The sequence below is a fragment of the Streptomyces sp. NPDC047886 genome (genome assembly GCF_043204435.1).
In the GTDB taxonomy this organism is placed as follows: Bacteria; Actinomycetota; Actinomycetes; order Streptomycetales; family Streptomycetaceae; genus Streptomyces.
Map to the genome: position 1 here is coordinate 392,444 of NZ_JBIDCF010000005.1, position 13,291 is coordinate 405,734.

Consider the following 13,291-nt stretch of genomic DNA (forward strand, 5'->3'; position numbering starts at 1 on the left):
GTGGTCGGCGGTCGTCAGTGCATCTGGGACAGGTACTCGTACTGGCTGGGGAGCCGCTTCACGAGTTCCTGGGACTGGTCCCGCAGGAGCTGGAACTCCTTGGCGGCGCGGGTGTCGTCCATGTGCGCCAGTGCCGGCGCGGGCTTGAGCGGCAGACCGCCGAGGCCGAGCAGCATGGAGAGGTACGAGTACGCCTCGAAGCCGTGGTACTGGGGGTAGATCGACTCGGTGGTCGGCAGCTTCGACTGCCATGCCTCCAGGCGCTCGGCGAGCCCGTCGGGGATCGCCCGGGTCTTGGCGTCGCGCCAGTAGGCGTTGTCGGCGCGGGCCGCGGCCTTGTAGTGCAGGACGAGGAATTCCCGTACGCCGTCCATCGCATGGGCGAGGGCCGTGTTGTAGGACTTCCGCAGATTCGGGTCCCAGTCCGCGTTCGGGAAATGCTTGACGAGCTGCTCGATGCCCTGCTGGATGAAGAAGATTCCGGTGGATTCCAGCGGCTCGACGAATCCGCTGGAAAGGCCGATCGCGACACAGTTGTTGACCCAGGCGTTACGGCTGCGGCCCACCCGCATACGGATGTGGTTGGCCTCCAGATCGGCGGCCTCAGGACCGACGAATTCCCTCAGGGTGCGCTCGGCGTCCTCGGGGGTGGTGTAGTCGCTCGCGTAGACGTAGCCGGTGCCGATCCGGCCGTACAGCGGGATCGTCCAGATCCAGCCGGCGTCCTGGGCGGTGGCGGTGGTGCAGGGGCGCAGGCCCCGCTTCTCCATGTCGACGGGCACGCGCAGGGCGACCGCGCTGTCGTTGGGGAGGGTGTCCTGGTACGAGATGAACGGCTCCTCCAGCGCCTGGTTCAGCAGCAGCCCGCGGAAGCCGGTGCAGTCGATGAACAGGTCGCCGGTGATGTCGCCGTGCTCCCGGGTCCGCAGGTGGCTGATCCAGCCCCGGTCGTCGCGCACGACGTCGAGCACGTCGTCCTCGATGTGGCGGGCGCCGCGCACCGTGGCGTACTCGGTGAGGTAGTCGGCGAGCAGCGACGCGTCGAACTGGTAGGCGTACGGGAACTGGGTGTCCTGCTCGGCGAGCGTGGTGCGCTCCAGCTGGTTCGTGGAGCGCTCCACGAAGTCCTGCTCGAAGAGGGTGCCGTCGAGGTAGCGGGGCGAGCGCTCGTTGTCGCAGATCGCCGCCATCAGGAAGACGTCCTTGTCGAACCGGTCGGCGCTGTTCTCGCCGGAGCGGTTGGCCAGCCACCAGTCGGTGAGCGGGAACCCGTCGACCACGCGGAGCCGCTCGAACGGGTGGTAGAAGTAGTGGCCCTTCTTCCGCCAGTTCTCGAAGCGGATGCCCAGCTTGTACGTGGCGTTGCACTTGGGCATCCACTCGTGCTCGGGCAGTCCGAGGTAGTCGAAGAAGTGCCGGACGGTGCTGAAGGTGGCCTCACCGACGCCGATCGTCTTGATCCGCTTCGATTCGACGACGGTGACGGAGACGCTCTCCCCGAGAGCGGCCCGCAAATAGGCGGCGGTCATCCATCCCGATGTACCGCCACCGACGATCACTACATTTGAAAGCACGGAAATTCCTCCGCTACGAGTGGCTTCGGGCGAGCGTTCGATACCGGACAGCATTCACCGGCACCGACCTCGCTGACAGGCTTTTAAGTGGTGTTGAAAACACGCACTACAGGGGTGCGGCGCCGCCGGTTTTTCGTTTTGGCGCCGGGTACTTCGGGCGGCTTCGTCACACCGAAATCGGGACGATCTTGGGATTCGCCAGGAGCCGGTAGTCCTCGGAGGCCAGCGCCACCGAGAGGTCGAGGCGTGCCGCGTTGAAGTACAGCGTCGGCAGGTCGAACAGCGCGGGGTCGGCGAGCACGCTCAGGTCGTCCCGGAAGGAGAACGGGATGATGCTGCCGCTGACACAGCCGCTCAGCGTCTCGGCGAGTTCGCGGCGGGTCAGCCTGGCCCGGCGCCCGCCGCATTCGCCGGCCACCCGTTCCAGGTCGACGCGGCGGTCCCCCGGGACGACCACCAGGACGTGCCGCTCGGCGGGGATGCCGCCCACCACGGTCACGATCATGCACTTGGCCGCGGCGGACAGCGCGTGGCCGCGCAGTTCGCTGGCGCGTGCGGTACGGCCCTCCGGGGCGTGCGCCAGCAGGTCGTAGCGGGCGCCGCCGGTCCGCAGGAGGCCGAGCAGCCGGGCCGTGGTGTCGTCCTGCGGCGTCTCGGCCCGTGGCGTCTCGGCCCGCGGCGGTCCTGTCGGGGGCTGCCGGACGCTCATGCTCCTGCCGTCCGCGGGGCGGGGCTGACGGGCCGCATCCACGCGTGCCGGTCGGCCAGCCGGCCGCGCTGGACACCGTCGAGCACCGAGGACAGCCGGGTGGTGACCTCGCCGGTGGTGCCGTCGCCGATCGTCCACTCGCCGTCGGCGCTCGCGACCTGGTTGACCGGGCTGATCCGCGCCGCGGTGCCGCAGGCGAACACCTCGGTGATCTCGCCGGAGGCGCAGCCGTCGCGCCAGTCGGCGACGCTCACCGGGGCCTCGTCGGCGGGCACGCCGAGGTCGGGGGCGAGCCGCAGGATCGCGTCACGGGTGACACCGGCGAGGAGGCTGCCGCTCAGGGGCGGGGTGACGATCCGGGCGTCGCCGCCCGAGCCGTACACGAAGAAGAGGTTCATGCCGCCCATCTCCTCGACCCAGGTGCGTTCCACCGGGTCGAGCCAGACGACCTGGTCGCAGCCCTTCGCGCGGGCCTCCTCCTGGGCCAGCAGGCTCCCCGCGTAGTTGCCGGCGCACTTGGCGGCCCCGGTGCCGCCGGCGGCGGCACGGGTGTACTCGTCGGTGATCCAGACCCGGACGGGGCGCTGGTCGCGGCCGAAGTAGCCCTCGGTGACGAACGCCATGAGCAGGAAGCGGTACTCGCGGGCGGGCCGCAGCGCCAGGGTGCGTTCCGTGGCGAACAGCACGGGCCGCAGGTACAGGCTGGTGTCGGGGTCGTCCGGGATCCACGCGTGGTCCTGGGCGACGAGGGCGTCCACGGCGGCGAGGAACAGTTCCTCGGGCATCTCCGGCATCATCAGCCGGCGGGCGGACGAGCGCAGCCGGCGGGCGTGCGCGTCGGGCCGGAAGACGGAGATTCCGCCGGTGTGGGTGCGGAACGCCTTCAAGCCCTCGAAGACGACCTGCCCGTAGTGCAGGCCGACGGTCGCGGGGTCGAGCAGCATGGGCCCGTAGGGCTGGAGTTCGCCGTCGTGCCAGCCGAGCTCCTCGCTCCATTTGACGGAGACCATGTGCTCGGTGAAGGCGGTGCCGAACGCCGGTGCGGCGGTGCGGCGGGCCCGTTCCTCGGAGGAGACGGGGTGGGCGACGGGTTTGGAGACGATCAGTGGTGCGGTTCCGGTGTGCACGACGGCCTCCTGTGGCGTGTCGTGGGGGCTGGGTCAGACCAGCGGGGCGAAGAAGTAGGTGTCCCGCCGGGTGAAGCGCTGCTCGTCGTCGAGCACGAAGAAGTCGGCGAACTCCAGGGACACCTCGCGGCCGTCCTTGAGGACGCCCTCGAAGACGCCGTTGACGGCGACGCGGCCGGACTCGGCGACCGCCGAGGTGACGGTGTGCGCGCCGCGCGCGATGACGCGTTCGCCGTTGTAGAAGGCGCTGAGGCCCTCGTGCCCGCGCATCGGCGGGTAGCCGGGGCGGCGGTAGACGGCGTCCTCGGCGAACAGGGCGATGAGCCCCGGCACGTCGTCCGCGTCGACCCGCCGGTAGTACTCGCGTACCTTCGCGACGCCCGCCTCGACCGCCGCCGTGTCCTGGGTCGTGGTGCTCACGCGTCGTCACCTCCGAGGCCGGCCATGGCGACCAGGGTCTGCCGCTCGCCGGTGTAGGGGCGGCGTCCGTGCGAGACGAGGATGTTCTTGACGACGAGGAAGTCGCCGCGCACCCACGGGAAGGCGTGGACGCACTCCTCGAAGGCGTCGTTGATCTGCTTCATCTCCTCGTCGGTGATGGGGGTGCCGTCACCGAAGTAGGCGCCGCGCGGCATGTCCTCCTCGTCGAACATCTCGGTGAGGGCCGCGCGGGCGGCGGGCGGCAGGCTGGAGCTGTGGAACAGGTGCGCCTGGTTGAACCAGGACTCGCGGCCGCTGACCGGGTCGGTGACGACGGCGGGCCGGCGGTGCCGGGTGCGCAGTCCGTCGTCGTCGGTCCAGGTGTACTCGATGCCGTTGGCGTCGCAGTACCGTTCGACGTCCGCGCGGTCCTCGGTCTGGTACGACTCCTGCCAGGTCAGGCCCATGCCCTCGCGGTAGCAGCGGGTGTACAGGACGCCCTTGTCGCGGAAGCGGGCCACGAGGTCGGCGGGCAGCCGGTCGAGGACGGAGCGGCTGTCGGCGAGCGGGGTCTCCCCACCGGTCTCGGCGGCGATGACGCTCGCGAAGAACAGCAGGCGCGGGTAGTTGCGCGAGTAGGCGCTCTCGTTGTGCTGGACGATGGTCTGGTTCGCCGGGTACTCGGTGGAGGTGTAGACGTTGCCGTCGACCTGGCTGCGGGGCGTGGACCGCTCGGTGTAGGTGAGGAGTTCACCGCCGATGCGGCCCGCGACCTCGTTGAGGAGGGCGGCGTTGTCCACGACGCCGCGCACGAGCAGCGCGCCGTGGGTGTCCAGGGACTCCATGAGGGCGTCGCGGTGGTCTTCGGCCCACTGGGCGAAGTCGGTGATGCGGGTCGCGGCGGCGTCGGCGGCCTCGTAGACGACCACCTTGGTGTGGTCGGTGCCGTCGAGGCGTCCGGTGAAACCGCCGAGCGCCCTGAGCCGCTCGGGCAGTACCTCGGTCAGGACCTCGGTCATGTGCGGGTTCCTCCGTGGTGTCGGGTGGTGGTGCGGGTCGCCGGTGTCTCCGGCGTTTCGGGTGCCGCGGGTGCTTCCGGGGTTCCGGTGCTTCGGTGCTCGGGGGCTTCCGGGGTTCCGGTGCTTCGGTGCTCGGGGGCTTCCGGGCGCTTCCGGGTGCGGGCACGCCGGTCGGCGGGGGCGGGTGGTCAGGCGCCCATGGCCTCGATGAGGCTCTTGGGGCGCATGTCGGTCCAGCTGTTCTCCACGAACGTGAGGCACTCCTGGCGCGGCCTCGGGCCGAAGGCGGTCTCCCAGCCCGGGGGGACGTCGGCGAACGCGGGCCAGAGGGAGTGCTGGCCCTCCTGGTTGACCAGGACCAGGTAGCTGGACTCGTCGTTCTCGAACGGGTTGGACATGCCGGTTCCTCTTCTCTCGTCGTACGGGTCGTGGCCCGGGTTCAGGTCCGGGTTCAGGCGATGAGCGCGCGCAGCTCGCTCAGGAGGTCGTCGGCGAGGCCGGCGACGGTCCGCTCGTCGTGGACGGCGTGGGAGTAGCGGATGGAGAGGCTGCAGCGGCCGTCGCCGACGGCGGCGGTGATGTCGAGGAGGTGGGTCCGCTCGCCCCGGTCGCTCTGCTGGGCGGTCGCCGCGCCGACGGCCGTGAACGGCCCGCCGCCCTGGGCGGTTCCGGCGTCGCCGCCGTCGCCCGTGCCGTCGAAGCGGCCCAGGTAGTTGAAGATCACTTCGGGTGCGGCGGCGGTGGCGAGGGCGGGGTGGCCGGCGAAGTGCCTGAGCGCGCCGAAGCCGATGCCGCGCCCGGGTACGGCCCGCAGGAGCCGGCCGACGGCCTTGGCGCGCTGCCGGGGCGCGGCGTCGGCGGGAACGGTCAGATGGACCGGGTGGACGGTGGTGAACCAGCCGACGGTACGGGACAGGTCGACGCCGTCGACGAGCTCGTCCCGGCCGTGCGCCTCCAGGTCGATGGTGACGCCGGCACCGCCCGTACGCCGGGCCAGGCTCGCCGTCACCGCCGTGAGCAGGAGGTCCTCCGTGCGGACGCGGTGGGCGGCCGGGGCGGTGCGCAGCAGCGCGTCCGTCTCCGTCTCGTCCAGCTCGACCGTGTACTCGGCCTCGGACGCCACGGTGTTCGCGCCGTCCGCCCGGTCGCGGGGCAGCGGCGCCGATGCCGTGGCCACCGTCCGCTCCCAGTAGGGGAGTTCGGCGTCGAAACCGCCCCGCGCGGTGTGCTCGGCGAGGCGGGCCACCCAGGTGGTGTAGGGCGTTCCGACGGGCTCCGGCCGGATGGCGGCACCGCTGACCGCCTGCCCGTAGGCGGACGCGATGTCGGCCAGCAGGATCCGCAGCGACACCGCGTCGGTCACCAGGTGGTGGACGGCGAGGAGCAGCCGGGAGGTGTGCGCGGTGCCGCCGTCGAAGAGTACGCACCGGGCGACGGGTCCCCCGGCCAGGTCCAGGCTCGTCTGGGCGGCGGTGACCAGCCGGTCGACGGCCGCGTCCACGTCGGTCGCGGGCAGTCCCGAGAGGTCCTCCCGGACGACCGGGACGGCGTCGGGGCCGGCGTCGGCCGCCGCCTGGGTCCAGCTTCCGTCGCCGGTCCGGGCGAACCGCAGCCGCAGCGCCTCGTGATGGGCGGTCACGGCCGCGACGGCCCGTTCCAGCGCGTCGAGGTCGGTGGCGTCCGACAGTTCCAGCAGGACGGACATGTTGTAGTGGTCGGGGGCGGCGCGATGGGTGTCGAGGAACCACCGCTGTACGGGCATCAGCGGCACCGGCCCGGTGGCGGTGGCGGCTTCGGCGGCCGGAGCCCCGGTGGCCGGGGCCCTGTCGGCCGGGGCCCCGTCGGCCGTCTTCGCCGCGTCGGCCAGGGCCGCCAGGGCCCGGACCGTGCCGTCACGGAACACCTCCTTGGAGGTGATGGGCACACCGGCGCGGCGCAGCCCGGCCACCAGCTGGATGCTGAGGATCGAGTCGCCGCCCAGCCGGAAGAAGTTGTCGTCCACGCCGACGGACGCCAGGCCGAGCAGTTCGGCGAAGACGCCCGCGACGAGCCGTTCCGTGTCGGTGGCCGGTGCGGTGGCGCCCTCGTCGGCGGCGGCCGCGTCGGGGGCCTCCGGCGTGGGCAGCGCCGCCCGGTCGACCTTGCCGTTGCCGGTGAGCGGCAGCCGGTCCAGGACGACCAGGGCGGACGGCACCATGTACTGCGGCAGGGTCCGCTCCGCGTGGGCCCGCAGGTCGTCGGCGTCCAGGGCGGGGCCTTCGGGGCGCGGTGCGGCGTAGCCGACGAGCCGGAGGCCGCCGCCGGGCCCCTCGGAGGCGATGACGCAGACCTGGCCGACACCGGGCGCGGCGGCCAGCGCGGCCTCCACCTCGCCGAGTTCGACGCGGTGGGAGCGGATCTTCACCTGGTCGTCGGTGCGGCCCAGGTATTCCAGGTGCCCGTCCGCCGTCCACCGCACCAGGTCGCCGGTGCGGTACATCCGGGTGCCGGGTGCGCCGTGGGGGTCGGCGACGAACCGTTCGGCGGTGAGCTCCGGGCGGCCGAGGTAGCCGCGGGCGAGCTGGTCGCCGGCCACGTACAGCTCGCCGGGGACGCCCACCGGGACGGGGCGGAGCAGCCCGTCGAGCACGTGGGCGCGCATGGTGGAGGTGGGGGTGCCGATGGGGACGGCGCCGGCCGGGTCGGGCGCGCCGGGGCGCAGGGTGTGGACGACGCAGCCGACGGTGGCCTCGGTGGGGCCGTACTCGTTGACGACGCTCGCGCCAGCGTGCCGCGCCCGCCATGGGGCGAGCGCCTCGCCGATGAGCTGTTCGCCGCCGACGACCAGGTCTCCTTCGGCGAGGATCTCGTCGGGCAGGTCCTCCAGCAGCGCCACATGGCTGGGGGTGGCCTTGACGAAGGTCGGTGCGGGCAGTCCGGCGTCCCGCCACAGGGCGGGGTCCAGCTCGTCGAGGGCGCCGACGTACACGGCGCCGCCGACCGCGAGCGGGGCGAACAGGGTGGTGACAGTCAGGTCGAACGAGATGGAGGAGTGCAGGACGGCGCCGCCGCGCAGGCCCGGGTAGGCGCTCTCGCACCACTGGAGGTACGTGGTGAGCCCGTGGTGGGGGACGACGACGCCCTTGGGGCGGCCGGTGGAGCCCGAGGTGTAGATGACGTAGGCGGCGTTGTCCGGGCGCAGCGGCGCGCGCCGGTCCCGGTCGGTGACCGGGTCGGCGGGGAGCGCGGCGAGGGCGGTGCGGGTGGTGTCGTCGTCCAGGACGAGGTGTCCGGTGCCTTCGGGGAGCCGTACGAGGAGTCCCGCGGCGCGCCGGGTGACGATCTGCGCGGGGCGGGCGTCGGCGAGCAGGGCGGCGACGCGTTCGGCGGGCAGCGACGGGTCGACGGGGAGGTGGGCGGCGCCCGCCTTGTGCACCGCGTACAGGGTGACCAGCAGGTCGGTGGAGCGGGGCAGGGACACGGCGACGACGTCGTCGGGGCCGACGCCGAGGGCGATCAGGCGGCGGGCGAGCCGGTTCGCGCGGGCGTCGAGCTGGGCGTAGGTGAGGGTCTCGCGGTGGGAGACGACGGCGGGGGCGTCGGGGGTGCGGGCCGCCTGCCGTTCGAACAGCTCGGCGGCGGTGAGGTCCGGCACCTGCCGCGCCTCGCCCGTGCCGAGGGCGGCGAGGGTCTCGCGTTCGGGGGCCGTGAGCATGCTGAGTCCGGCCATGGGCCGGTCGGTGCCGCCGGCCGCCGCGAGCTGTTCGGCGAAGGCCCCGAGGTGGTCGGTGAGCCGGGCGATGGTCCGCTCGTCGAACAGGTCGGTGCTGTACTCGACGGAGCCGCGCAGGGTGCCCGCGTCCTCCTGGAAGTTGAAGGTCAGGTCGAAGAGGGAGAAGTCCCGGGACAGGGGCTGTTCGGAGAGTTCCAGGCCGTGCAGCAGCATCGGTTCGGCGGGGGTGTTCTGGAAGGCGATGAGGGCCTGGACGAGCGGCGGGCGGCTCAGGTCGCGTTCGGTGACGACCGCGTCGACGACCCGGTCGAAGGGCACCTCGCCGTGGGCGAACGCCTCGAGTACGGTCTCGCGCACGCTCTCCAGGAACTCGCCGAACGACCGCCGCTCGTCCACGTCGTCGCGCAGGACGAGGGTGTTGACGAAGAACCCGATGAGGTCCTCGACCTCGCCCCGGTCGCGGCCGGAGCTGAGGGTGCCGACGGCGATGTCGCGCTGCCCGGTCCAGCGGGACAGGACCAGTTGGCTGAGGGCGGTGACGGCCATGAAGAGGGACGCGCCGTGTTCCCTGGCGGCGTCGGCGAGCGCCTTGGTGGCCTTCGGCGACAGCCGGAAGTCGTACAGGGCTCCGGCGTAGCCGCGCACCGGCGGGCGTGGCCGGTCGGTGGGCAGTTCCAGGACGGGCGGTGCCGCGAGCTTGCGCTTCCAGAAGTCGAGCTGCGCGTCGAGGCGTTCGCCGGCCAGGTGCTCGCGCTGCCAGGCGGCGTAGTCCGCGTACTGCACGGGCAGCGCGGGCAGGGCGCAGAACTCCAGGACGGCGGCGGCGTCCCGGGAGCCGCTCTCCAGGGCCGCGCTGTACAGGGCGCCGAGTTCGCGGGCGACGACGCCCATGGACCAGCCGTCGGTGACGATGTGGTGCATGGTGACGGCGAGGGCGTGCTCGTCGTCGGCGGCGCGGACGAGCAGGGCGCGCAGCAGCGGTCCTCGGGCGAGGTCGAACGGTACGGCGATCTCGGCGCGCAGGACGTCGCGGAGCTCCTGTTCGCGGGCGGCGGGGCCGGTCTCGGTGAGGACGGCGAGGGGCACGGGGACGTCGTACGGTTCGCCGACGATCTGGACGGCGTCGCCGCCGGTGCCGGTCGCGAAGGTGGTGCGCAGGACCTCGTGGCGGTGGACGAGCGCGGTGAGCGCGGTGGACAGGGCGCCGGTGTCGAGGGGGCCGCGCAGGCGCAGGACGCCGCCGGCGTTGTAGGCGGCGTTTCCGGACTCGAACTCGTCCAGGAACCAGAGCCGGGCCTGGGCGAACGACAGCGGGAGTTGCCGGTCGCGGTCGGTGGGGCGGATGCGTGCGGTGTGGCGGGCGGCGCGGCCTTCGGCGACGCGTTCGGCGAGTCCGGCGATCGTGGGCCGGTCGAAGAGGGCGCGGGCGGACAGTTCGATGCCGAACGTCTTCCGTACCCGTGAGATGACCTGGATGCTGAGGATGGAGTTGCCGCCGAGCTCGAAGAAGTTGTCGAGGACGCCGACGCCTTCCAGGTCCAGTACCTGGGTCCAGATCCCGGCGAGGGTCTCCTCGACGGTGTTGCGGGGCGCGACGCGGGCGGTGGCGGAGGCGAACAGCTCGGGGTCGGGTGCGGGCAGGGCCTTGCGGTCGACCTTGCGGCTGCTGGTCATGGGCAGGGCGTCGAGGGCGACGACGACGGTGGGCACCATGTAGTCCGGCAGGGTGCGGGCCAGCAGTTGCCGCAGTTCGACGGTGGTGGGCGGCTGCGCGCCGGGGGTGGGGACGACGTAGCCGACGAGCTGCTTGCCGCCCGCGCGGCCCTCGCGGGCGGCGACGACGGCCTGGGCGACGTCCGGGTGTGCGGCGAGCGCGGTCTCGATCTCGCCGAGTTCGATCCGGAAGCCGCGCACCTTGACCTGGTCGTCGGTGCGGCCCAGGTACTCGATGGTGCCGTCGGGGGTCCAGCGCACCAGGTCGCCGGTGCGGTACATCCGCGAGCCGGGCTCGCCGTAGGGGTCGGCGACGAACCGTTCGGCGGTCAGGCCGGGCCTGCGGAGGTAGCCGCGGGCGAGTTGCGGCCCTGACAGGTGGAGTTCACCGGCGACGCCGACCGGGACGGGGCGCAGCAGCCGGTCGAGGACGCGGACGCCGGTGTTGTGCACGGGGTGGCCGACGACGGGCGTGGGGCTCTCGGCGAGCTTGCACCAGAGGGTGTCGACGGTGGCCTCGGTGGGGCCGTAGAAGTTGTAGACGGTGGTGCCGGGGGTGTCGCGGAGCTGCTGCCACAGAGTCTCGCCGACGGCCTCGCCGCCCAGCATGAGCACGGCGGGGCGGTGCTCGGGGCGGGTGAGGAGCCCGGCCGCGAGTACCTGTTCGGCGTAGGTGGGGGTGAGGTCGAGGAGGTCGATCCGCTCCTTGGCCGCATAGGCGACGATGGCCTCGGGGTCGCGGCGCGTCTCGTCGTCGATGACGTGCAGTTCATGGCCGGCGACCATCCACAGCAGGCCCTCCCACGAGGTGTCGAAGGAGAACACGGCGGTCAGCGCGGCACGGAAGCGGCGGCCGCCCGCGGCGCGCTCCTCGGGGCGGATGAACTCGGCCTCGTGGTTGCGGTACAGGTTGAGCAGTCCCGCGTGGTCGGTGAGGACGCCCTTGGGGCGGCCGGTGGACCCGGACGTGTAGATCAGGTGCGCCGGGTTGGCGGGGCGCAGCGGTGCGGTCCTGTCGGTGTCGGTGGGCGCGGTGGCGGGGCACAGGTCGAGGGCGTCGCGGGTGGCGGGGGCGGTGACGTCGAGGTACGGCAGGGTGTCGGGGACGCCGAGCCGTCCGGCGGTGTCCGCGCCGGCCACCAGGATCAGCGCGGGCGCGGAGTCGTCCAGCATGTAGGCGACGCGGTCGCGCGGCAGGTCGGGGTCGACGGGCACGTAGGCGGCGCCCGCCTTGAGGACGGCGAGGATGCCGACGACCATGTCCTCGGTACGGGGCAGGGCGAGCGCGACGAGGTCCTCGGGGCCGATCCGGCGGCCGGCGAGGTGGTGGGCGAGCCGGTTGGCGCGCTCCTCCAGCTGCCGGAACGTCAGCGCGGTGGCGCCGCACACGAGGGCGGTGGCGTCGGGGGTGCGGGCGGCCTGCTCCTCGTACACGGCGGGCAGGGTGAGGCCGGCGGGCAGCGGGCGGGCGGCGCCGCCCCAGCCGGTGAGGAGGGTGCGTTCCTCGTCGGCGCCGAGCATGGAGACGGTGGCGAGCGGCCGGTCCGGGTCGGCGGTGAGCCGTTCGGCGAGGGTCCGCAGATGGCCGCAGAGCCGCTCGACGGTGGTCGCGTCGAACAGGTCGGGGTTGTACTGGACGGCGCCGAGGAGTCCGCCGTCGCGCTCCCAGAAGTCGAAGTCGATGTCGAACAGGGACTGTTCGCGGGCGAAGATGTACTCGTCGGTGGTCAGGTCGCCGAGGCGGATCGGTTCGGCGGGGGTGTTCTGGAGGGACACCATGGCCTGGACGAGCGGCGGCCGGCTCAGGTCGCGTTCGGTGACCAGGGCGTCCACGATCCGTTCGAAGGGCACCTCGGCGTGGGCGAACGCCTCGAGGACGGTTTCGCGGACGGTGTCCAGGAACTCGCCGAAGGTGCGCCGCTCGTCCACGTCGGAGCGCAGGACGAGGGTGTTGACGAAGAAGCCGACCATCGGCTCGGTCTCGGCGCGGTCGCGTCCGGAGACGGAGGTGCCGACGGCCACGTCGCGCTGTCCCGCGTAGCGGGAGAGGACGAGCTGGCTGAGCGCGGTGACCGCCATGAAGAGGGTCGCGCCGTGGTCCCGGGCCAGTTCGGTGAGGTGCCGGGTGGTCTGCGCGTCGAGAGTGAACAGGTGCTGGGCGCCCGTGGTGGTGCGGACGGCGGGCCGGGGCCGGTCGGTGGGCAGCTCCAGCGGGGCGACCCCGTCGAGCCTGTCGGTCCAGTAGGCGAGCTGGCGGGCGGCTTCGTCGCCGGCGAGCCGTTCGCGCTGCCAGACGGCGAAGTCGGCGTACTGGAGGGGCAGCGGCGCGAGCCCGGCCCGTTCCAGCAGCGTCGCGGCGTCGCGCGGGGTTCCGTCGCCGGTGGCGGCCGCGTACAGGGCGCTCAGCTCGCGGCCGATGACGCCGGTCGACCAGCCGTCCGTGACGATGTGATGGATCGTCAGGGCGAGGATGTGGTCACGCTCGTCCAGCCGGACCAGCAGGGCCCGCAGGAGGGGTCCGGTGCGCAGGTCGAAGGGGCGCGCCACCTCGGCCCGCAGCAGGCTCCTGGTGATCTCGTCCCGGTCGGGTTCCGGTGCGGCCGGGACGACGGCCACCGGCAGCGGCACCGTGAAGGGGTCGCCGATGTGCTGGACGGCGACGCCGTCGACCGCGTCGAACGTGGTGCGCAGCGACTCGTGCCGGGCGACGAGCGCGGTGAGCGCCGCGGACAGGGCGGCGACGTCCAGGCCGCCCCTGATCCGCAGCGAGCTGCAGGCGTTGTACTCGGCGCTGCCCGGCTCGAACTCGTCCAGGAACCACAGCCGTTGCTGCGCGAACGACAGCGGCAGGTCCCGGTCACGGCCCGCCGGGCCGATGCGGTCGGGCCGCCCCTGGGCGTCGCCGCCGGCCAGACGGGAGCGCATCCTGTCCCGGACGTGCTCGGGCAGGGACTGGATCCAGCTCTCGCGTGATGCCGCCGCGTCCATGCGTGTGTCTCCTCTACGGGTACTACGTG

At 72.8% G+C, this 13,291-nt stretch carries 7 protein-coding genes; all 7 read right to left on the reverse strand.

All coding sequences use genetic code 11. The features are described 5' to 3' along the window. Window positions 1–14: 14 nt before the first annotated feature. The 7 genes from ACGF5U_RS19795 to ACGF5U_RS19825 all read right to left on the reverse strand — a co-directional run bounded on the left by ACGF5U_RS19795 (window position 15) and on the right by ACGF5U_RS19825 (window position 13,262). Window positions 15–1,628 (reverse strand): tryptophan halogenase family protein, encoded by a 1,614-nt coding sequence (locus tag ACGF5U_RS19795; RefSeq protein ID WP_392717461.1) that lies wholly within the window; start codon window positions 1,626–1,628, stop codon window positions 15–17. 112 nt (window positions 1,629–1,740) lie between these two features. Continuing rightward, entirely contained in the window at window positions 1,741–2,283 is a 543-nt protein-coding gene (locus ACGF5U_RS19800) for a YbaK/EbsC family protein (RefSeq protein ID WP_392717463.1), read from the reverse strand. Continuing rightward, window positions 2,280–3,410 carry a branched-chain amino acid aminotransferase gene (locus ACGF5U_RS19805; RefSeq protein ID WP_392717465.1) on the reverse strand — a complete coding sequence of 377 codons (1,131 nt, stop codon included), beginning with the start codon at window positions 3,408–3,410 and terminating at the stop codon, window positions 2,280–2,282. The genes ACGF5U_RS19800 and ACGF5U_RS19805 overlap by 4 nt, the downstream gene beginning before the upstream one ends. A 33-nt stretch (window positions 3,411–3,443) precedes the next feature. Then, the gene (locus ACGF5U_RS19810; protein ID WP_392717467.1) at window positions 3,444–3,830 is read right to left on the reverse strand and encodes a nuclear transport factor 2 family protein; all 387 of its coding nucleotides are present in this window, start codon (window positions 3,828–3,830) and stop codon (window positions 3,444–3,446) included. Then, a complete protein-coding gene (locus tag ACGF5U_RS19815) occupies window positions 3,827–4,849 on the reverse strand; it encodes a TauD/TfdA family dioxygenase (RefSeq protein ID WP_392717469.1) in 1,023 nt (340 codons plus the stop codon). Before ACGF5U_RS19815 ends, ACGF5U_RS19810 begins: the two co-directional genes overlap by 4 nt. A gap of 188 nt (window positions 4,850–5,037) precedes the next feature. Next, window positions 5,038–5,247, reverse strand: coding sequence for an MbtH family protein (locus tag ACGF5U_RS19820; protein ID WP_392717471.1), 210 nt, complete (start codon window positions 5,245–5,247; stop codon window positions 5,038–5,040). Between the two features lie 53 nt (window positions 5,248–5,300). Continuing rightward, on the reverse strand, window positions 5,301–13,262 hold the full coding sequence (locus ACGF5U_RS19825) for an amino acid adenylation domain-containing protein (protein ID WP_392717473.1): 7,962 nt from the start codon (window positions 13,260–13,262) through the stop codon (window positions 5,301–5,303). Window positions 13,263–13,291: the final 29 nt, after the last annotated feature.

What these genes read in the sequence shown, in the direction of transcription:
- ACGF5U_RS19795 (WP_392717461.1), bottom strand. Translation starts at nt 1,628, where the DNA reads ATGCTGTCCGGTATCGAACGCTCGCCCGAAGCCACTCGTAGCGGAGGA.
- ACGF5U_RS19800 (WP_392717463.1), bottom strand. Translation starts at nt 2,283, where the DNA reads ATGAGCGTCCGGCAGCCCCCGACAGGACCGCCGCGGGCCGAGACGCCA.
- ACGF5U_RS19815 (WP_392717469.1), bottom strand. Translation starts at nt 4,849, where the DNA reads ATGACCGAGGTCCTGACCGAGGTACTGCCCGAGCGGCTCAGGGCGCTC.
- ACGF5U_RS19820 (WP_392717471.1), bottom strand. Translation starts at nt 5,247, where the DNA reads ATGTCCAACCCGTTCGAGAACGACGAGTCCAGCTACCTGGTCCTGGTC.
- ACGF5U_RS19825 (WP_392717473.1), bottom strand. Translation starts at nt 13,262, where the DNA reads ATGGACGCGGCGGCATCACGCGAGAGCTGGATCCAGTCCCTGCCCGAG.